Origin of the sequence: Streptomyces sp. NPDC059247, assembly GCF_042754005.1 — a bacterium.
Classification (GTDB): Bacteria; Actinomycetota; Actinomycetes; order Streptomycetales; family Streptomycetaceae; genus Streptomyces.
The window spans coordinates 92,272-111,493 of sequence record NZ_JBHYZW010000014.1 but is presented as its reverse complement, the minus strand read 5'-3'; the positions used below and the strand labels follow the sequence as shown (position 1 = coordinate 111,493).

Annotated in this window: 20 protein-coding genes; 13 read left to right on the top strand and 7 right to left on the bottom strand. The window is 72.1% G+C overall.

What is annotated here, in order from left to right; translation table 11 throughout:
* Window positions 1-80 precede the first annotated feature (80 nt).
* From ACFXGN_RS23685 to ACFXGN_RS23660, 6 genes are all read left to right on the top strand, one after another.
* Window positions 81-281: a Flp family type IVb pilin gene (locus tag ACFXGN_RS23685; RefSeq protein ID WP_384862722.1), complete on the top strand. Its 201-nt coding sequence runs from the start codon at window positions 81-83 to the stop codon at window positions 279-281.
* Window positions 278-940, top strand: a complete 663-nt coding sequence (locus ACFXGN_RS23680) for a pilus assembly protein TadG-related protein (RefSeq protein WP_384862720.1) — start codon at window positions 278-280, stop codon at window positions 938-940. Before ACFXGN_RS23685 ends, ACFXGN_RS23680 begins: the two co-directional genes overlap by 4 nt.
* Before the next feature lie 227 nt (window positions 941-1,167).
* The gene (locus ACFXGN_RS23675; protein WP_384862569.1) at window positions 1,168-1,548 is read left to right on the top strand and encodes a hypothetical protein; all 381 of its coding nucleotides are present in this window, start codon (window positions 1,168-1,170) and stop codon (window positions 1,546-1,548) included.
* A gap of 9 nt (window positions 1,549-1,557) precedes the next feature.
* Window positions 1,558-2,187: an OmpA family protein gene (locus tag ACFXGN_RS23670; protein WP_384862567.1), complete on the top strand. Its 630-nt coding sequence runs from the start codon at window positions 1,558-1,560 to the stop codon at window positions 2,185-2,187.
* A 198-nt stretch (window positions 2,188-2,385) separates the two neighbouring features.
* A complete protein-coding gene (locus ACFXGN_RS23665) occupies window positions 2,386-2,760 on the top strand; it encodes a hypothetical protein (protein ID WP_384862565.1) in 375 nt (124 codons plus the stop codon).
* Between the two features lie 27 nt (window positions 2,761-2,787).
* The gene (locus tag ACFXGN_RS23660; RefSeq protein ID WP_384862563.1) at window positions 2,788-3,924 is read left to right on the top strand and encodes a hypothetical protein; all 1,137 of its coding nucleotides are present in this window, start codon (window positions 2,788-2,790) and stop codon (window positions 3,922-3,924) included.
* A 335-nt stretch (window positions 3,925-4,259) separates the two neighbouring features.
* Here the strand turns inward: ACFXGN_RS23660 and ACFXGN_RS23655 are convergent, their stop codons facing one another.
* A complete protein-coding gene (locus tag ACFXGN_RS23655; RefSeq protein ID WP_384862561.1) occupies window positions 4,260-4,634 on the bottom strand; it encodes a DUF192 domain-containing protein in 375 nt (124 codons plus the stop codon).
* A gap of 278 nt (window positions 4,635-4,912) precedes the next feature.
* Between ACFXGN_RS23655 and ACFXGN_RS23650 the strand changes: the two genes are divergently transcribed.
* Window positions 4,913-5,650 carry a prepilin peptidase gene (locus ACFXGN_RS23650; protein ID WP_384862558.1) on the top strand — a complete coding sequence of 246 codons (738 nt, stop codon included), beginning with the start codon at window positions 4,913-4,915 and terminating at the stop codon, window positions 5,648-5,650.
* Between the two features lie 354 nt (window positions 5,651-6,004).
* Here the strand turns inward: ACFXGN_RS23650 and mgrA are convergent, their stop codons facing one another.
* On the bottom strand, window positions 6,005-7,042 hold the full coding sequence (gene mgrA, locus ACFXGN_RS23645) for an L-glyceraldehyde 3-phosphate reductase (RefSeq protein ID WP_384862555.1): 1,038 nt from the start codon (window positions 7,040-7,042) through the stop codon (window positions 6,005-6,007).
* A 128-nt stretch (window positions 7,043-7,170) separates the two neighbouring features.
* On the opposite strand from mgrA, the gene ACFXGN_RS23640 reads away from it, so the two are divergent.
* From ACFXGN_RS23640 to ACFXGN_RS23620, 5 genes are all read left to right on the top strand, one after another.
* The gene (locus ACFXGN_RS23640) at window positions 7,171-7,932 is read left to right on the top strand and encodes an isoprenyl transferase (protein ID WP_384862552.1); all 762 of its coding nucleotides are present in this window, start codon (window positions 7,171-7,173) and stop codon (window positions 7,930-7,932) included.
* Between the two features lie 293 nt (window positions 7,933-8,225).
* Window positions 8,226-9,551, top strand: coding sequence for a PhoH family protein (locus tag ACFXGN_RS23635; protein WP_384862550.1), 1,326 nt, complete (start codon window positions 8,226-8,228; stop codon window positions 9,549-9,551).
* A gap of 379 nt (window positions 9,552-9,930) precedes the next feature.
* Window positions 9,931-10,632, top strand: coding sequence for a transglycosylase SLT domain-containing protein (locus ACFXGN_RS23630; protein WP_384862548.1), 702 nt, complete (start codon window positions 9,931-9,933; stop codon window positions 10,630-10,632).
* A gap of 129 nt (window positions 10,633-10,761) precedes the next feature.
* Window positions 10,762-12,174 carry an AI-2E family transporter gene (locus ACFXGN_RS23625; protein WP_384862545.1) on the top strand — a complete coding sequence of 471 codons (1,413 nt, stop codon included), beginning with the start codon at window positions 10,762-10,764 and terminating at the stop codon, window positions 12,172-12,174.
* Window positions 12,171-12,848, top strand: coding sequence for a hypothetical protein (locus ACFXGN_RS23620; protein ID WP_384862542.1), 678 nt, complete (start codon window positions 12,171-12,173; stop codon window positions 12,846-12,848). The genes ACFXGN_RS23625 and ACFXGN_RS23620 overlap by 4 nt, the downstream gene beginning before the upstream one ends.
* A gap of 114 nt (window positions 12,849-12,962) precedes the next feature.
* Here ACFXGN_RS23620 and ACFXGN_RS23615 read toward each other — a convergent pair whose 3' ends face one another.
* Together ACFXGN_RS23615 and ACFXGN_RS23610 are read right to left on the bottom strand one after the other, a co-directional pair.
* Window positions 12,963-13,499: an alkyl hydroperoxide reductase gene (locus ACFXGN_RS23615; protein WP_384862539.1), complete on the bottom strand. Its 537-nt coding sequence runs from the start codon at window positions 13,497-13,499 to the stop codon at window positions 12,963-12,965.
* A 6-nt stretch (window positions 13,500-13,505) separates the two neighbouring features.
* Window positions 13,506-14,060, bottom strand: coding sequence for a peroxiredoxin (locus ACFXGN_RS23610; protein ID WP_351791181.1), 555 nt, complete (start codon window positions 14,058-14,060; stop codon window positions 13,506-13,508).
* A gap of 132 nt (window positions 14,061-14,192) precedes the next feature.
* Between ACFXGN_RS23610 and ACFXGN_RS23605 the strand changes: the two genes are divergently transcribed.
* Complete coding sequence (locus tag ACFXGN_RS23605; protein WP_384862536.1) at window positions 14,193-15,167, top strand: hydrogen peroxide-inducible genes activator; 975 nt, start codon at window positions 14,193-14,195, stop codon at window positions 15,165-15,167.
* Window positions 15,168-15,463: 296 nt separating this feature from the next.
* On the opposite strand, the gene ACFXGN_RS23600 is transcribed toward ACFXGN_RS23605, so the two are convergent.
* The 3 genes from ACFXGN_RS23600 to ACFXGN_RS23590 are packed head-to-tail and all read right to left on the bottom strand — an operon-like array spanning window position 15,464 to window position 19,037.
* A complete protein-coding gene (locus ACFXGN_RS23600) occupies window positions 15,464-17,836 on the bottom strand; it encodes an FtsX-like permease family protein (protein WP_384862533.1) in 2,373 nt (790 codons plus the stop codon).
* A complete protein-coding gene (locus ACFXGN_RS23595) occupies window positions 17,833-18,516 on the bottom strand; it encodes an ABC transporter ATP-binding protein (RefSeq protein ID WP_384862531.1) in 684 nt (227 codons plus the stop codon). Before ACFXGN_RS23595 ends, ACFXGN_RS23600 begins: the two co-directional genes overlap by 4 nt.
* Window positions 18,513-19,037: a PadR family transcriptional regulator gene (locus ACFXGN_RS23590; protein ID WP_384862528.1), complete on the bottom strand. Its 525-nt coding sequence runs from the start codon at window positions 19,035-19,037 to the stop codon at window positions 18,513-18,515. The genes ACFXGN_RS23595 and ACFXGN_RS23590 overlap by 4 nt, the downstream gene beginning before the upstream one ends.
* Between the last annotated feature and the right edge of the window lie 185 nt (window positions 19,038-19,222).

Genomic DNA, 19,222 nt, shown 5'->3' with positions numbered 1-19,222 from the left:
CTGGGTAGTGAGGAACGCACGGCCGTACAGTGCCGGTGCGCAGGCGTCTGGACGCGGAGGGGACCACGATGAACGACGCGATGCTGAAGGCCATGACCAGGGCCAGAGTCCACATCACCACCGCCCTGCTCCGCAGGGACCGGGGCCAGACGGCCGTGGAGTACCTGGGGATCATCGTGGTGGTGGTGGCGATCGTGATCGCGATCACGGGCACGGACATCGGGAAGTCGATCAAGGATGCGATCAGTCAGAAGATCGCCGATGTGACGGGTGGCAAATAGCGGCGGCCGTCTCGAAGCGTGACGCGGGGCAGGCGTTTCCCGCGTATGTGGCCGTCGTGGCGGGGCTCTTGTTCCTCGCCTTTGTGTACTTCGCGTTCGGTCAGGCCGCCATCACGCGCGGTGGTGCCCAGACCGCCGCGGACGCGGCTGCTCTCGCAGCCGCGCAAGACGCCCGGAGCCAGTTGCGCGACCGCTGGCTCGGAGTGCTGGCGGACCCCGCAGAGTGGGAGCGCTATCTCCGGGGCGACGGATACGACGAGGTCTCCGCGTGCCGGAGCGCCGCCTCCTTCGCGGCGAGGAATGAGGCGGAGATCCCCTCGGGAGGGTGCGCGAGCTTCTCCGCCAGACCTGACGAAGGGTTCAAGGTGACGGTTCGTACGACCGGTACGGTCGGCCGGTCCATCATTCCGGGAACGGAGTCACGGCACGCCACCGCCTCAGCAGAGGCGGTCCTGAAGCCGCGGTGTACCTTCGACCCGCCCGAACCGACCCAGGAACCGACACCTCCCGAACCCACGGAGGAGCCGACGCCTCCGGAGCCGGACGAGGAGGAGCCGATCCTCGGCCTGGTGTGCGGTGGCGAACCCTGGGAGATCGACCCCGGGAATCCGGTGCTTCCCGGTGCGTCCGATCTTTTCGCAGTGCAACTTTCCGACTGACCAGAAAACGAGCAAAGGAAGCACGCTTCATGAACGTGCGGTACGCGAGAAAGGCCCACGGCCCGGCGGCTGCGGCAGTCGTTGCTTCCGTGGTGCTCCTTGTGGCCGGTTGTGGTGCGGAGGAGAAGCCGCAGAACAAGCCGGCGTCGACAGCGGCGGCTCCTCGCGCGAGCGACTCGGCCCAGGCTTCCCCGGCACCCGAGGAGCCCGCCGAGAAGCTTGCCGTCATGCGAGGACAGAGAGGGCTGGAGCTCACCGTCACCTCCGTGGACCGTGACGCTGGTGGGTTCGTCACGATCAAGGGTCAGCTGGTGAACGCCTCCGACTCCGCGGCCATCATCTCGTCGCAGACGAGCGGTGACGAGACGGAGGTCATGAAGCACGGTAGTTCGTTCGGCGGTGCCACACTGGTGGATTCCGTGGGCAAGAAGCGCTACTACGTCCTGCGGGACACGGACGGTCGTCCCTTGACTACCACGGGGCTCGGGTCCCTGCCGTCCAAGGGCAAGGCCGCCGTCTTCCTCCAGTTCCCCGCCCCACCCCCCACCACCACCGACGTCTCCTTCCAGCTGCCCACCTTCGAACCCGCCACCCTCAAGCTCTCCTGAGGCGACGCCATGACGACGACATACCGCCGCCTCGCCGCTCTCGTGGTCGTTTCCGTGGTCCTGGGGACCCTCACCGGTCCCGTCGCCCACGCCGACGATCCGCCGGGTTCCGCCGGGACCTCCTCCCCGCCGCCCGCCATCGACTCCGCCGCCCCGGGCCTGATGCTGCCCGACGGCGCCACCCTCGCGCCCGCCAAGGTCCTCGACATCAAGCAGATCGTCGAGGACGAGGGCGGTGAGGAGCGCCGTCAGGACACCAATGTGGACGTGACCTTCGCGCTCCAGGCCGAGGTCCTCTTCCCGAAGGACAGCGCCAAGCTGAGCCCCGCCGCCCACGGCCGTATCGCCGCCGTCGCCGCCGAGATCACCAGGCTCGGTTCCGGACGGGTCCGGATCTTCGGCTTCACCGACGACCTCGGGACGTACGAGCACGGTCTGAAGCTCTCCAAGGAGCGTGCCGTCGCCGTGCAGCAGGTGCTGTCGCGGACCCTCCCGCCGGGCACCGCCTTCGACATCCGTGGCTACAGCGAGGACTTCCCGATCGCCGACAACGGCTCCGAGGAGGGCCGGAAGAAGAACCGCCGGGTCGAGATCTCCTTCCCCCGCACCTCGGCGCCCTCCGCGCCGTCGGCTCCCTAGGCCGTCCTCCTGTCCGGATCGCGCCTCCCGCGCCGGTCCGGACAGGGGCGCCTCCCGGCACCGGTGAACCGCATGAATTTACCGAAGCACTCGGAAGGAGGACGTTCCGTATGGTCCTGGGAAAACCCGGCGAAAGGTGTCGTCAGGAAAGCGCAAAAGTGGGGGGACACCCCCGCCGGGCGGGAGCATTCTGGACAGATGACGACGACGCCGGGTGAATCCCCGGGTGTACAGCTGGTCAGTGACCTCGTCACCCGGCTGCCCGAGTTCCGGGGCAGGTACGAGAGCCACGTCTTCCATCAGGGCGCGGTGCAGCCGCACGTGTTCTTCTGGGACGTCGTCCAGGACACGGTCCGTTCCTTCCTCGGTGAGGACAAGGGCACGGCCGACTGGCGCCGGACGCTCGCCTTCCTGGAGGAGCAGTCCCGCCGGGGTGTCCTGGGCGTCGACGAGGTGATCGTCACCTCGTTCCTGGGAGACCTGCCCTCCCCGAAGGAGCCGGGCCACGCCATCGTGGACCAGTTGGGTCCGCTGATGGCCGCGAGGTACGGCCGTATAAGGCCGCGCGGCTGAGACGGCGGGGGCACCATAATCGGGCGCATGTCCCCGCCCCGCCCCACCGGCACCGCCCGCCCCGTCAGCACCTTGCGCCCCGACCGCCACACCCTCCTCGCGGTCGGCGGCTACGCGGCCACCCGGGTCGTCGGTCTCGCGGTCCTCGCCCTCGTCGCCGCCCTGACCGGCAAGGACGGGCTGCACCGGCTCAACGGCCGCTGGGACTCGGTCTGGTACCGGCGCATCGCCGAGCACGGCTACGGGTACGAGGTCACCCTCCCGAACGGCGACCTCCACGCGGACCTGGCCTTCTTCCCGCTCTTCCCGGCCCTGGAACGCGGCCTGTCCACGGTCCTCCCGATCGACGCGGCCACCGCCGGTCTCGTGGTCTCGTGGACCGCCGGGCTCGTCGCCGCCTGGGGCATCCACCGGTGCGGCACCCTCGCCTTCGGCCCGCGCGCGGGGGTCCTGCTCGCGGTGCTCTGGGGGGTGTACCCGACCGCGTTCGTGCAGTCGATGGCGTACACGGAGACCCTGTTCACGGCCCTCGCCGCCTGGTCGCTGTACGCGGTCCTGCGCGGGCGCTGGCTGCTGGCCGGAGCGCTGTGCGCGGCGGCGGGACTGACCCGGCCGACGGCCGTCGCGCTGATCGCCGCCCTCGGGATCACGGCCCTCGTCACGCTGGCGCGGGACCGGCGGCTGCCCCTGAGGACGGTGGCGGGGGTGCTGCTCGCGCCGCTGGGCTGGCTCGCGTACATCGTGTACGTCGGTGTCCGGCAGGGATCGGCGACCGCCTACTTCGAGGTGCAGGCCGCCTGGGGCAACTCCATCGACGGCGGGGTCGCCCTCGCCCGGTTCATCGCCGGGCTGCCGTGGCCCGCCGCCCTCGGGCTCTGCGCCGCGCTCGCCCTGCTCGGCTGGCTGGTCGCGCTGTGCGTCCGGCAGCGGCAGCCGCTGCCGCTGCTCGTCTACACGGTCGGCGTGGTCCTCGTCTCGCTCGTCGGCGCCGCGTACTTCGGGTCCCGGCCCCGGCTGATGATGCCCGCCTTCGGGCTGCTGCTGCCGCCCGCCGTGGCCCTCGCGCGGCTGCGGACCCGCACGGTCGTCCCGGTCCTGGCCGTCCTGGCCCTCGCCTCCGCCGTGTACGGGGCGTTCACCCTCCTCGGCACGGGCCCGCCGTGACGCCCGGCGGGGACGCCCCGGCGCCCCCGCAGAGGCTCCCGGTCACGGGGCCTCCCGGCGCCCCGGCCCGCGACGGCGACCGGTCGCGGAGCGCCTGAGACGCCCGGGGCCCGCCGAGGCGACCGGTCGCGGGGTGTCCGCGGTGCGCCCCGGGCCCGCCGAGACGACCCGGCCGACGGACATCTCGGCGCCCGTCCCGGCGACCGGCCGAGCGGCACCCCGGCGACCAGCCGAGCGGCGCCCCGGTGACCCGTCGAGCGGCACCCCGCCGACCACCGGCCCCGCCGAGCCACCCCGCCAGGACTTCCCCGCGCTCCCCGGCCCCCAGCACGCCGTCAGTTTCCGGACGCTTCCCCCGTTTCCCCCTCCACGCGCACGCGTACCCCCCGCCGCAGGCCCCAGGCGGCCATCGTGCCCGCCTCCGCCTCCAGGACATGGCGCCCGAGTGGCCGGATCATGCCGAGTCTGCCCGGTCGCATGGTCACGACCGACCGGACCCTGAACGAGCCGTCCAGATGGGCCACGTCGATCGGGAACCGCATCCCGAAGGTGTGGACGCTGTTCGTCCGGACGATCAGCAGCGCCCCCGCGATCCCGTCCCGGCCGAGCAGCCCCCGCCGCCGCGCGCGGTACGAGGCCGCCACCTCCAGCGGCACCCCGGCCCCGCCGGGCACCGTCAGCGTCCCGGCCCCGTCCTTCCATTTCCCCATGCCCCAGACCGTAGCGCCGCCCCGGCCCGGGGACGTCCCGTCCACCGGCCCCCGATTCCCCGATCCGGCCCGACGGACGGCACCGGCCCCCTGGGGCCTGTCGTCACATTCCCGTCTGCCCCACGACGCCTGGCACGCGCTCTCGCCGCACCGGGCGAAAGCCCGAGTACGTCCAGTACGAGGACTTCCCCCCGGCACGCCGAGAGCACGCACCAGACGCCGCGGGGCCGCCCTCCGGGCGACGACGGGAAGGTGACGACAGGCCCTAGGGTCGGCCCGTGTACGTCACCCTGATCGCCCTCGCCGCCCTCTGGGGCGCCGCCGCCGGTCTGCTCGTGCCACGGGCCGCCTACCGGCTCGCCGTGGCCTCCGACGAGCCCCCACGGGACCGCTGCCCCGCCGGGCACCCGTTCGCCGGGCCCGCGCGCGGCTGGCTCGGCGGTCCCGGCCGGGGAGGGTGCGCGACGGCCACCGCCCCGCTCACCGCGCCGCTGCTCACCGCCGTGAGCTGCGCCGCGCTCGCCGCCGCCACCGGCGGGCCCCGGCCCGAACTGGCCGTATGGCTGCTCGGCGCGCCCTTCGCGGTGCTCCTCGCCGGGGTCGACGCGCGGGTCCGTCGACTCCCGAACGGCCTCACCCTGCCGCTGGCCCTCGCCGTCCCGCTGCTCCTGGGCGCCGCCGTGCTCCTCCCGTACGAAGCCGGTTCCTGGCGGCACTCCCTGCTCGGCGCGCTCGTCCTGGGCGGCGGCTACCTGCTGCTCTCCCTGGTCAACCCGAGCCAGCTCGGCCTCGGTGACGTGAAGCTGGCGGTGCCGCTCGGCGCGGCCCTCGGCTGGTACGGCTGGGGCGTCCTGTTCGTCGGGGCGTTCGCCGGGTTCCTGTTCGGCGCGGTGTACGGCCTCGGGCTCGTCCTGCTGCGGCGGGCGGAGCTCTCCTCCATGATCCCGTTCGGCCCGTTCATGCTGGGGGGCGGACTGTCCGGTCTGCTCCTCGGCGCGTTCACGGCCGTCCCCTGAGGCACTTCGACCCCGCTGGGGCTTCCGGGCCCCGGTCACCCGCACCGCGTCAACGGACGCCCCCGGCCGGTCCCTCCTGGGAGGGACGGAACCCCGCCGCCACGCCGGGGCGCAAACCCGCCACAGGCCCCCAGAGCCCTTGTCCCCCAAGGGATCCGCCCCATTCCGGCGACTTCCTCCGGCGCGCGTGGCGCGCGCCACGACTATCGAAGGGTTATGGTGGAAACCCCCCCTCGGGCCGGTCCGTATCCCCCCCACGGACCGGCCCGTTTTTTCTCTCCCGGCGATTCGCCCGGTGATCCGCCTGCTGATCCGCCGGCGGTCCGCCGACGGATTCCGGGCCCGGGGCGGGGATCAGCCCCGGCCGGCCCAGATGTTCGCGCCCTCGGTGTCGACGGCGAACGAGTCGATCTCCGTCAGCTCCCCGGCGGTCAGCGGCGCACCCACCAGGGCCGCCACGTTCTCCTCCAGCTGCGCGACGCTGGACGCGCCGATCAGCGCCGAGGTCATCCGCTCGTCCCGCAGCACCCACGACAGCGCGAGCTGCGCCAGGGACTGCCCGCGCCGCTCCGCGATGTCCGCGAGACCGCGAAGGCGCCGCAGCACCTCGTCGGAGAGCAGGTTCGGGTCGAGGGACTTGCCCTGGGTCGCCCGGGAACCCTCGGGGATGCCCTTCAGGTACTTGTTGGTGAGCAGGCCCTGCGCCAGCGGCACGAAGGAGATGCAGCCCATCCCGGCCGCCTCCAGGGTGTCGAGCAGGCCGTCCTCCTCGGTCCAGCGGTTGATCATGGAGTACGAGGGCTGGTGGATCAGGGCGGGCACGCCCATCTCGCGCAGCAGCCGCGCGGCCTCGGCGGTCTGCTCACCGGTGTACGAGGAGACGCCCACGTACAGCGCCTTGCCCTGCTGGACGGCGGAGGCCAGGGCCCCCATCGTCTCCTCCAGCGGGGTGTCCGGGTCGAAGCGGTGCGAGTAGAAGATGTCGACGTGGTCGAGGCCCATCCGCTTCAGGGAGGCGTCGAGCGAGGACAGCAGGTACTTGCGGGAGCCCCACTCGCCGTACGGGCCGGGGTGCATCTCGTACCCCGCCTTCGTCGAGACGATCAGCTCGTCCCGGTACGGCGCGAAGTCCTGGGCGAAGAGCTTGCCGAAGTTCAGCTCGGCGGAGCCGGGCGGCGGCCCGTAGTTGTTCGCCAGGTCGAAGTGGGTGACGCCGAGGTCGAAGGCGCGCCGGAGGATCGCACGCTGGGTGTCGAGCGCCCGGTCGTCGCCGAAGTTGTGCCAGAGGCCGAGGGAGATCGCGGGGAGCTTGAGGCCGCTGCGGCCCGAGCGGCGGTACTCCATGGAGTCGTAGCGGTCCGCGGAGGCGCGGTACAGGGGGGAATCAGTCACGTATCTCTGCTTATCACGGACTTGTGACAGTCCCGGGCTGGGAGGGCGTCGCCCGTGCGCAGTAGTGTGGCGGCTTGCGGACCGCCGCGGTGGGGCGGACCCGCCGCTGCACGGAGGGGTAAAGAACGGTGAACCTGCGCGACCTGGTGTACGGGCTCTACGCACGCCGGGTGGAAGGCCGCCTCGACCACACCCAGGTGCCCAAGCACATCGGGGTCATCCTCGACGGGAACCGCCGCTGGGCCAAGGCGTCCGGCGGGACCCCGGAGCAGGGACACCGGGCGGGCGCGGACAAGATCCAGGAGCTGCTCGGCTGGTGCGCCGAGACCGACGTCGAGGTCGTCACGCTCTGGATGCTCTCCACGGACAACCTGAACCGGCCCGAGGAACAGCTCGGGCCGCTGCTCGGGATCATCGAGAGCGCCGTGCGCGCGCTCGCCTCCGACGGCCGCTGGCGGGTCCACCACGTCGGCACGATGGACCTGCTCCCGGCGCGGACGCAGACCGTCCTGAAGGAAGCCGAGCAGAACACCCACGACAACACGGGGATACTCGTCAACGTGGCGGTGGGCTACGGGGGCCGGCAGGAGATCGCGGACGCGGTCCGCTCGCTGCTCCTGGAGCACGCGGAGCGCGGCACCAGCTTCGAGGAGCTGGCCGAGACCATCGACGTCGAGCACATCTCGGAGCACCTCTACACGCGCGGCCAGCCCGACCCGGACCTGGTGATCCGCACCAGCGGCGAACAGCGGCTCTCCGGGTTCATGCTGTGGCAGAGCGCCCATTCCGAGTACTACTTCTGCGAAGTGCACTGGCCCGCCTTCCGCAAGGTCGACTTCCTGCGGGCGCTGCGCGACTACGCGGCCCGCCACCGGCGCTACGGGACCTGATCCCGGCCCGGAACCTCCTCGGAACCGATCACCCGGTGTTCACGAACACGTCGTCATGGGTGCCTGCATGGCGGCCCCCGTTCGAGGGCATATTCACGGTGAAGTGAGCGGCACGGAGACCGCCACCCGGGAGGCCCCTTGCACCAGGACGACCGTGCGGGACACGCACGGGAGAAGCGGAGGGCCGAGGTCCGGCCCGCGCACGGCGGCCCGCACCCGGTCCCATTCCGCAGCGACACCGGTTCCGTCGCACCCTGACCTCACAGGGGTCTTCCGAGGGGGTCTGTCCTTCCGTGATGACCAGCACGAAGCGCCGCCTTTCCGACCGGCGCACCTATGTTCTCGACACCAGCGTCCTGCTGGCCGACCCCAACGCGGTCTCCCGCTTCGAGGAGCACGAGGTCGTGCTCCCGATCGTGGTGGTGACGGAACTGGAGGCCAAGCGGCACCATCCGGAGCTCGGCTACTTCGCCCGGCAGGCCCTGCGCCTCCTGGACGACTTCCGGGTCCGGTACGGACGTCTGGACGCCCCGCTCCCCATAGGGGATCTGGGCGGCACCCTGCGGGTCGAACTCAACCATTCGGACCCCTCCGTCCTGCCCGCCGGATACCGGCTGGGGGACAACGACTCACGGATCCTCGCGGTCGCGCGCAACCTCCAGGCGGAGGGGTACGACGTGACGGTCGTCTCCAAGGACCTGCCGCTGCGCATCAAGGCCTCCTCGGTCGGGCTGCTCGCCGAGGAGTACCGGGCCGAGCTGGCCATCACGGACGCCAACGGCTGGACCGGGATGACCGAGCTGGGGCTCTCCGCCGACCAGGTGGACCTGCTCTACGACCAGGACTCGCTGTACGTGCCGGAGGCCGCCGAGCTGCCGGTCCACACGGGTCTGGTGCTCCAGTCCGAGCGCGGGAAGGCGCTGGGCCGGGTCACCCCCGACGGGAACGTGCGGCTGGTCCGGGGCGACCGGGAGGCCTTCGGGCTCCGGGGCCGCAGCGCCGAGCAGCGGATCGCCCTCGACCTGCTGCTCGACCCGGAGGTCGGCATCATCTCGATGGGCGGCCGGGCGGGCACGGGCAAGTCCGCGCTCGCGCTCTGCGCGGGCCTGGAGGCGGTCCTGGAGCGCCGCCAGCACCAGAAGGTGATGGTGTTCCGTCCGCTGTACGCGGTCGGCGGCCAGGAGCTCGGCTATCTGCCGGGCAGCGAGGCCGAGAAGATGAGCCCGTGGGCGCAGGCCGTCTTCGACACGCTGTCCTCGGTCGCGGGCCGGGAGGTCATCGAGGAGGTGCTCGGCCGGGGAATGCTGGAGGTCCTGCCGCTGACCCACATCCGGGGCCGCTCGCTGCACGACGCGTTCGTCATCGTCGACGAGGCCCAGTCCCTGGAACGGAACGTCCTGTTGACCGTTCTGTCCAGGATCGGGTCGAATTCGCGGGTGGTGCTCACCCATGACGTGGCCCAGCGGGACAACCTCCGGGTCGGCCGGTACGACGGAGTCGTCGCCGTGGTCGAGAAACTGAAGGGCCATCCGCTCTTCGCGCACGTCACGCTCACCCGCTCCGAGCGCTCCCCGATCGCGGCGCTCGTCACGGAGATGCTGGAGGACGGTCAGATCTGACCGTTTCGTACGTATCCGTACGCGTACGGAAGTTGGCGCCGTCCGGCCGGGCGCAGGAGCTTAGCCGGGCGGCGCCGCCGTGTCCGCCGTATCCTCCGAAACACGTGCGCCCGGTCGGGTGTGAGCTTTCACACGCAGACGGGAATTGCCTTGCGGTGGCGCCGTCCGGCAAAGTCTTGCTTCCGTCAGGCCCCGCATACGGCACACGTGCACCCTCAGGGGTGTCACAGCGTCACCACAACTCAACAGCCGTCAGCCGTATGCCGCCCACAGCACCACGGGCCCGCGTCTCCTGTGACCCCGTACGTCGGAGACCAGCGCCAGGGGCACGATTTCGCTCGCGTGGTCACCTGTGCGGGCGATGCTGGAAGGAAACCGTGTGAGCCGGATCTCGGTCCGGGGATTCGCGGTGGCTTCGGCCACCGCGGTCACCACCGTCGGCGCCGTCGTGGGCGTTGCTTCGGGTAACGCCGCTCAGCCCTCGGACGACAACTTCGAGGCCGCCGCGGCCGACACCACGCTGCTCGCGGACATCCCCGCGGGCGAGCAGGCCCAGGTACAGGTCTCCTCCCTCGCGGAGCAGGCCGACGTCCAGGCCGCCGCCGCGGACTCCGTCGCGAGGAAGTCCGCCGAGGAGACCGCTCGTCTCCGCGCGGCCCAGGACGCCGAGGCCAAGAAGGAGGCCGCCGACAAGGCGGCCAAGGCCGAGAAGGAGCGCAAGGAGAAGGAGGAGCGCGCCAGCCGTGACGCGGCCCGCGACGCCTCGTCCTTCGCGCCCCAGAGCTCGTACTCCGTCGCCGAGGTCAAGGCCATCGCCCGCCAGATGGTCCCGGCCTCGCAGTTCCAGTGCTTCAGCAACATCGTGAGCCACGAGTCCACCTGGAACTACCTCGCGGTCAACCGCTCTTCGGGCGCCTACGGTCTCGTCCAGGCCCTCCCGGGCAGCAAGATGGTCTCGGCCGGTGCCGACTGGCAGACCAACCCCGCCACCCAGATCAAGTGGGGCCTCAGCTACATGAACGGCAAGTACGGCAACCCGTGCGGTGCCTGGTCGTTCTGGCTGGCCAACCGCTGGTACTAGTTCCGGGGCGCTCAACCTCCGGAAGCCCCTCGCCGTCCTACGGTGAGGGGCTTCGTGCGTGTAGGTTCGAAGGTCCATCGCCTCCGGGGAGCCGGTGGGAACGGAGACGTCGGGGGGAAGAGGAAAGAGATGGCGAGAGTGCCAGGGTGGCTGGGACGGCTGGGCGCGGACCTGAGCCGCATGGGTGAACGTCTCGAGGAGCGCAGGGCCGAGGCGGAACGCGACGAACCGGTCGGACCCCACGGGACCGCCGGGGATCCGGCCGGGGCCGCCGGGCGGACGCCCGACCTGGACCCGGACACCGCCGCGCCCCTCCCGGGCACGACCGGGTCCGCGTCCGGCCGTTCCGTCCCCGCGCCCCCCGCCTACGCCCCGGCGGTCGCCGCCCGGCCCGATCCGGTCGACGCGATCCCCTGGGGCATGAGGGTGGCCGCCGAGGCGAGCTGGCGCCTCCTCGTCTTCGCGGGGACCCTCTGGGTCCTGATGAAGGTGATCAGCTCCGTCCAGCTGGTCGTCCTCGCCTTCGTCGCCGCGCTCCTCGTCACCGCCCTGCTCCAGCCCACGGTGACCATGCTCCGGCGCAAGGGCCTGCCGCGCGGGCTCGCCACCGCCGTCACCGCCGTCTCCGGCTTCGTGGTGATGGGCCTGGTCGGCTGGTTCGTGGTCTGGCAGGTCGTGGACAACATCGACAACCTGTCCAACCAGATCAAGGGCGGGATCGAGGAGCTGAAGCGCTGGCTGCTCGACAGCCCCTTCCATGTGACCGAGCAGCAGATCAACGGCATCGCGAAGAACCTCAGCGACTCCGTCGGCGCCAACGCCGAGCAGATCACCCAGGTCGGACTCCAGGGCGTCACGGTCGTCGTCGAGACGATGACCGGCATCCTGCTCGCCATGTTCTCCACGCTCTTCCTGCTGTACGACGGGAAGAAGGTCTGGGAGTGGACGCTCAAGCTGGTGCCCGCCCAGGCACGGCCGGGCGTCGCCGGAGCCGGGCCGCGCGCCTGGCGCACCCTCACCGCCTATGTGCGGGGAACGGTGCTCGTCGCCCTCATCGACGCCGTCTTCATCGGTCTCGGACTCTGGTTCCTGGAAGTGCCGATGGCGGTGCCGCTCGCCGTCTTCATCTTCCTCTTCGCCTTCATCCCGCTGGTCGGCGCGGTCTTCTCCGGGGCGCTCGCCTGTGTCGTCGCCCTCGTCACCAACGGGCCGTTCACCGCCCTGATGGTGCTCGTCGTGGTCCTCGCGGTCCAGCAGATCGAGGGCCATGTCCTCCAGCCGTTCATCCTCGGGCGCGCGGTGCGGGTCCACCCGCTGGCCGTCGTCCTCGCGGTCGCCGCGGGCGGTCTGACCGCGGGCATCGGCGGCGCCGTCGTCGCGGTGCCGCTGGTCGCCGTCGCCAACACCGTGGTCGGCTACCTCCGTGCGTACAGTACGGAGCAGGCGCTCCGCAGCACGCCGGAGCCGCGCGGGGCGACCGCGTACGAAGTGGCGCCGACGCCTGCCCCCGGCACGCTCGCCGCCAAGGGGGAGGACACGTGATATCCGAGCCGGAGCTCGACGGCGGCACGGGGTTCGACGCGGCCGAGGTGCTGACGGAGGTCCGTCCGCCGCGCGCCCCCCGGGCCCGGCGCCCGTGGCTGTGGGCGCTCGGCGGCGCGGTGCTCGCCTCGGCGGTCTGGGGCGCTGGGCTCTACGCGTCCGAGCAGCGGGGGGAGCGGGGGCCCGACCTGCGGGGGTACAAGGAGTCGGGGGGCAACCTCTGCGGGAAGACGGAGTTCAAGGCGCTCAGCGGCATCCTGGGCAAGCCCGGTGGAGCCGGGGACGGCGGTCTGCTGAACGAGCCGGCCCTCCACACGTCCTCGTGCAACATGGCCTTCGGCTCGACCGAATCCGGCTATCAGCTCTCCCTGACCTACACCCTGCACAAGGTGACGGATCCGGGGCCGGAGTTCGAGGCGCGCGCGAAGTACTACGAGCTGAGAACCCCGATCGACGGCATCGGCGACCAGGCGTTCTTCGACGACCGCGGTGGTGAGGGCGGTGAGCTGCGGGTCCTCGACGGGCCGGCCGAGATCGAGCTGGCCCTGTACCGGCAGTACAGCACCGAAGCCGACGGCACCGTGATCCAGGAGACCGATCCGGTCGACCTCTCCGGCATCGAGGTCCCGATGTCCCAGGACGTGCTGGCGCTGCTGGAGGCGCTCAAGAAGTGACCCCGCCCGGTGCGCCGGGCAGGACGGAAGGGCCCCGGGGCGTGCTGCCCCGGGGCCCTTCTCGTACGGTTCGGACCGCGCCCGGCCTCGCTCGGCCGGGACCGGACCGTCGGCCTACTCGGCGGCGAGCACCGCTTCCGCGTCGAGGGTGACGCCGACCGCCTGGATCACCGCGGCGATCTTGACGGCCTCCTGGATGGTGGTGCGCTCGACACCGGCCTGGCGCAGGACCTGCTCGTGCGAGTCCAGGCACTGGCCGCAGCCGTTGATCGCGGAGACGGCCAGCGACCACAGCTCGAAGTCGACCTTGTCGACGCCCGGGTTGCCGATGACGTTCATCCGCAGACCGGCGCGCAGCGTCCCGTACTCGGGGTCCGACAGCAGGTGCCGGGTCCGGTAGAAGACGTTGTTCATCGCCATGATCGCGGCGGCGGACTTGGCGGCCTGGTACGCCTCGGGCTTGAGGTTGGCCTGGGCCTCGGGCTCCAGCTCGCGCAGGACCTTCGGCGAGCGCGAGGCGATCGCGCAGGCCAGGACGGTGCCCCAGAGCTGCTGCTGCGGCAGCTCGCTGTTGCCGATGACCGAACCCAGGTTCAGCTTCAGGTCCTTGGCGAAGTCCGGCAGGGCGGACTTGAGTGCGTCGAGAGCCACGTCAGCTCACTCGCCCGAGAGGAGCGAGGCGGCGTCGAGGGTGCCCTCGCCCTTGTTCCAGTTGCAGGGGCACAGCTCGTCGGTCTGCAGGGCGTCGAGCACCCGCAGGACCTCCTTGGGGTTACGGCCGACGGAACCGGCGGTCACCATGGTGAACTGGATCTCGTTGTTCGGGTCCACGATGAAGACGGCACGCTGGGCGAAGCCGTCCTCGCCCTCGACGCCGCAGTCCCGCATCAGCTCGTGCTTGGAGTCGGCCAGCATCGGGAAGGGCAGGTCACGCAGGTCGGCGTGGTCCTTGCGCCAGGCGTGGTGGACGAACTCGGAGTCGCCGGAGACACCGAGGATCTGGGCGTCGCGGTCGGCGAACTCGTCGTTCAGCTTGCCGAAGGCGGCGATCTCGGTGGGGCAGACGAAGGTGAAGTCCTTCGGCCAGAAGAACACCACGCGCCACTTGCCCTCGTAGGACTTGTGGTCGATCTGCTCGAACTCCTTGCCGCTCTCCAGCGACACGCAGGCGGTCAGGTCGTAGGCGGGGAACTTGTCACCGACAGTGAGCACGCGCTCTCCTTGCAGGCAGGAAGGGTCCCTTTTGGGGTCTTCCGTGGGGGTTGGACAAGTCACAGCATGGCACGGGGTGCATTGATCAGGGAAATAGCTAGAGTGGTTCGTGTTGATCGAAGGTGGTTATCAGTGGCATCCCCGTACAGTCCCCCGCACCCCCAGAACCGGGCCAAGCAGCCGAGCCTCTCCCAGCTCAGGGCGTTCGCCGCGGTCGCCGAGCACCTGCACTTCCGCGACGCCGCCGCCGCCATCGGGATGAGCCAGCCCGCGCTCTCGGGCGCGGTGTCGGCACTCGAGGAGACCCTCGGTGTCCAGCTCCTCGAACGGACGACCCGCAAGGTCCTGCTCTCGCCCGCCGGGGAACGGCTCGCGGTCCGCACCCGGGCGGTCCTCGACGCGGTGTCCGAGCTGATGGAGGAGGCGGAGGCGGCACAGGCGCCCTTCACCGGGGTGCTGCGGCTCGGGGTGATCCCCACCGTCGCCCCGTACCTGCTGCCGACCGTGCTGCGCCTGGTCCACCGGCGCTATCCGGACCTCGACCTCCAGGTCCACGAGGAACAGACCTCCTCGCTCCTGGAGGGACTCGCCGCCGGACGCCTCGACCTGCTGCTGCTCGCGGTGCCCCTCGGTGTGCCCGGCGTCACCGAACTCCCGCTCTTCGACGAGGACTTTGTCCTGGTCGCCCCACGGGACCATCCGCTGGCGGGCCGGGACGACATCCCCCGCGAGGCGCTGAGGGAACTCCGGCTGCTGCTCCTCGACGAGGGGCACTGCCTGCGCGACCAGGCGCTCGACATCTGCCGGGAGGCCGGGCGCGCCGACGGCGCCGAGGTCACCACCACGGCGGCGGGGCTCTCCACCCTGGTCCAGCTGGTGGCCGGGGGCCTCGGGGTGACCCTGCTGCCGCGCACCGCCGTCACGGTCGAGACCGCCCGCAACAGCGCCCTGCGCACGGGCCTGTTCGCCGGACCCGCGCCCGCGCGGCGGGTCGCCCTGGCGATGCGGACCGGGGCCGCCCGGCACGCCGAGTTCGGCGAGCTGGCGCAGGCCCTGCGGGAGGAGATGCGGGGGCTGCCGGTCCGGGTGGCGGACGGCGGCTCCTGAGGGCCCCGCCCCACCCGTCGGTGCCGGTCCGCCGGTCCGCCGGTCCGCCGCTCCCGGTCCGCCGGTCCGCCGCTCCCGCGCCGCCGGGTCCCGGCGCTCGGTCGGCAGGCGCGCGGGCTGCGGGAAGGGACCGCCCCGCGCCCCGGCCACGTGTGCCGGTCCGCGCGCGGGCGGGAAGCCGGGTCCGCTCCCGGCCCTCGCGCGCCTTCTCCGCCGGTACGCGAGGAAGGGCGGCGGTTCCTGGAACCCCCCGGTGCCAGGAACCGCCGCCCTTCCTCGTACATCTGCCCGGAGGGTCACTCCGTGCGCAGGCCGTCCGCGCGCATCAGGCGCCACAGCGCGGGGATGCTCAGCAGCGTCACGGCCGCGATCAGGCCGAAGCCGATGCCCACCACCGGCAGGAAGACCCACCAGTCCTGGACCCGCTGCCCGCTCATGCGCAGCAGGGCGAGGCCGAGACTGAGACCGCCCGCCACGGAGAGGAGCAGTCCGAGGACGATCGGCACGGCCGTCTGCCACAGCACCGACCAGCACAGCGTGGAGCGCCGGGTGCCGAAGGCGACGAGCGAGGACAGCAGCCGCCCGCGGTCCCTGAGCTGCTCCAGGGTGGTCACCAGGAGCGAGGCGGCCACCAGCAGCATCGTCAGGGTCGAGCCGACGATGATGCCGGTGCGGACGCTGCTGAACCGGGCGTCCCGTTCGGTGTCGGCGAGGGTGCGGACCCAGGACGTCGGGTCGATGGCCGCCGCGGTGTTCCGTACGTGTTCGGCGGCGTCGGGCACGGCCGGGTCGAGCCGCACCATGGCGAGCGCCTCGGGCTCGTCGAGCCGGGTGGCGTCGATCGCGGACGGGGTGGCGAGGACGCCGTACTGGTAGGTGCCCGTCGGGTCGGGGCGGGAGTCCACGGTCCGCGCGTCGGCGGGGACGCGCCACTGGGGCGGCCGGGTGCCCGCGGGCCGCTTCGGCGCGTCCGGCAGCGGATGCGGGTCCCGCAGGGCGACGGTGGCCCCGGCGTGCGCGGTCCGGGTGACCCAGGAGTCCGGCGGGGCGCCCTGGGCGCCGCGCGCGAGGAGGATGAAGACGTCCCCGTCCTCGCAGGAGGGCAGTTTCGCGAACTCCCGGAGCGAGGGGCAGTCACCGACCCGGATGGGGGTGATCGGGGCGAACTCCTCGCCCTCGCGCAGCGGTCCGGCCCGCCACACATGGGTCTCCATGACGCCGATGACCTTGGTGACGCCCTCGGTCCGGGCGACGCGGTCGATCGTCGCGCGGGCCTCGGCGGAGGTCCGGGCGTCGGTGGTGACCGCGATCCGGGCCCGGCCGGTGTCCTCGCCGGACGCCTGGGTGAAGTCGGTCTCCATCGCCTGGAACAGCATCTGGAGCGCGATCGCCCCGGTCGCGGCGACGACGATGCCGCTGACCGCGCGGGCGGCGGTGCCGCTGCTGAGCTGGAGCCTGCGGACCGCGAGCTGCCAGGCCACGGGTCCGGCGTGCAGCCGCTTCACCCCCGCCTCGACGAGCCAGGGCAGCAGGGTGGTGAGGCCGATCAGGGCCAGGGCGGTGCCGCCCACGACGCCCGCCGTGTCGATGCCGGTGTCGGTGATCTCGACCCCGCCCGTCATCCGGACCAGCAGGGCGACGCCCGCCGCGAGGAGCAGCAGCCGCCACCAGAGCCTGCGGCGGCGCGGGGTGGAGGTCCGGACGACGCCGAGCGGTTCGATCGCCACTCCGCGCAGCGCGAAGAGGGTGACGACGACCGAGGCCACCGGGACCGAGGCGAGGGCGAGCGCGGCGAGCGCGGGCATCGGGACGACGTCGGACGGGAAGGCGTTGACGTCCCAGACGGTGAAGGCGCCCGCGAACCGCCGGGCCACCGCGAAGAGCCCGACGCCGGCCAGCAGGCCGAGCAGGGCGCCCGCGAGGGACTCGCCCGCCGCGATGCGCCGGGTCATGGCGATGTCGGCGCCGACCAGGCGCAGGGCGGCGAGCCGCCGGTCGCGCTGTTCGCCGCCGAAGCGGACGGCGGTCGCGATGAAGACGAGCACGGGCAGGAGCAGGACGACACAGGCGACGACGACGAGGAGCAGGAGGAAGCCGTTGAAGGGTTCCTCGGGCACGGACCAGCCGTAGCTCACCCCGCGCCCGTCGGCGTTGTCGTCGGTGAGGAAGCCGACGTGGACGACGTACCGCAGATCGGACGGGCCGATGAGGCCGTCCTTCCCGAGGGTTCCGGCGATCTCGTAGGGGAGGCGTTCCTTGAGCAGGGCGCCCTCGGGGGAGCCGAGCAGCTCGCGGAGGGCGGGGGAGACCAGCATCGACCCGCGCGCGGGGAAGGCGTCCGCACCCGGGGGGACCGTGGGCGCGTCGCCGTCGGGCCGCAGCAGCAGCCCGGAGACGGAGGCGTCCCGGTAGACGGTGGCCCGGGTGAGGTGGAGGAAGGTGGTGGGCCCGGGGGACTCGACCCGCCCGCTGGCGTCGACGGCGCGGGCGGAGTCGCGCACCTCCCGCTGGAACATCATGTTCGGCAGGGAGGAGGCGAGCAGCAGCAGGGTCACGCCGAAGCCGACGCCGGTCGCGGTCAGCAGGGTGCGGAGCAGTCCCGGGCGGCCTCCGGTGACGGCGAAGCGGGCGCCGAGTCCCAGGTCGCGGGCCCAGGTGCGGAGCTTCACGCGGCCCACTCCGCGTCCCGTACGGCTCCGTCGCGCACGACGACCTCGCGGTCGGAGTAGGCGGCGACGCGGGCCTCGTGGGTGACGAGGACGACGGCGGCGCCGGTGTCCCGGGAGGCCTCGGTGAGCAGCCGCATGACCCGCTCGCCGTTGAGGGAGTCGAGGGCGCCGGTGGGCTCGTCGGCGAAGATCACCCGGGGGGCGGCGACGAGCGCGCGGGCGACCGCGACCCGCTGCCCCTGGCCCCCGGATATCTCGCCGGGGCGCTTGCCCGCGATGTCCTCGACCTCCAGCCGGGCCAGCCACTCGGCGGCCTTGGCCTCGGCGGGCTTCCGCTTCTCGCCGCCCAGCCGGAGCGGCAGGGCGACGTTCTCCACGCAGGTCAGCTCGGGGACGAGCTGGCCGAACTGGAAGACGAAGCCGAAGTCGGTGCGGCGCAGGGAGCTGCGGGCGGTGTCGGAGAGGGCGGTGAGCTCGCGTCCGCCGTAGGTGATGGTGCCCGCGTCGGGGCGGACGATTCCGGCCAGGCAGTGCAACAGGGTCGACTTGCCGGAGCCTGAGGGGCCCATGACGGCGACGACCTCGCCCGCCCGGAGGGCGAAGGAGGCGCCCGCGAGCGCGGGCGTGGGGCCGTAGGCCTTGTCGAGGCCGGTGGCGAGGAGCAGCGGTCCGGCGGTCATCGGCGGACCTCCTCGGCGAGCTGGTCGAGGCGGGCGGCGGTCAGTTCCAGCCAGCGCAGGTCCGCTTCCAGGTGGAACAGGGCGTGGTCGCAGATGAGCTGGTCGGCGAGGTCGCCGTCCCGCTTGCGCCGGGTGAGCTCACGCATCAGGCGCAGGTGCTCGGCGCGCTGGGTGTCGAGGAGCCCGGCGGCGCCGCGTCCGGTGAGCAGGGCGAGGACGACCTTGGTGTAGAGGACGGAGTGGAGGTACGGCTCCGGCTTCTCCGGGGTGGCGAGCCACTGGGCGACGTCGGTGATGCCCGCGTCGGTGATGGCGTACCGCTTCCGCTCCGGGCCGCCGCCCGCTTCGACCCCGTCGACGACGACGAGGCCGTTCTTGAGGAGCCTGGACATGGTCGAGTAGACCTGGCCGTAGTGCAGCGGCCGGTCGTGGCCGAACCTGTCGTCGAAGGCGCGCTTGAGGTCGTAGCCGTGGCGCGGGCCGGACTCCAGGAGCCCGAGGAGGGTGTGACCGATGGACATGGCGGTCACTGTACACCGGGTGTATACGCCGTATGTATAGAGCCTCCGGATAAACGGAATGAGGCCTTCAGGCAACCATCCGGTGTGCCCGCACGTCGGTTCCTCTGGACATGGGTGCTGATTCTCACGTCCTGAAAAGGCGTGATCGGTTGTTCTTTGTCCGCGTCCCCGGTGTTAGCTGGCTA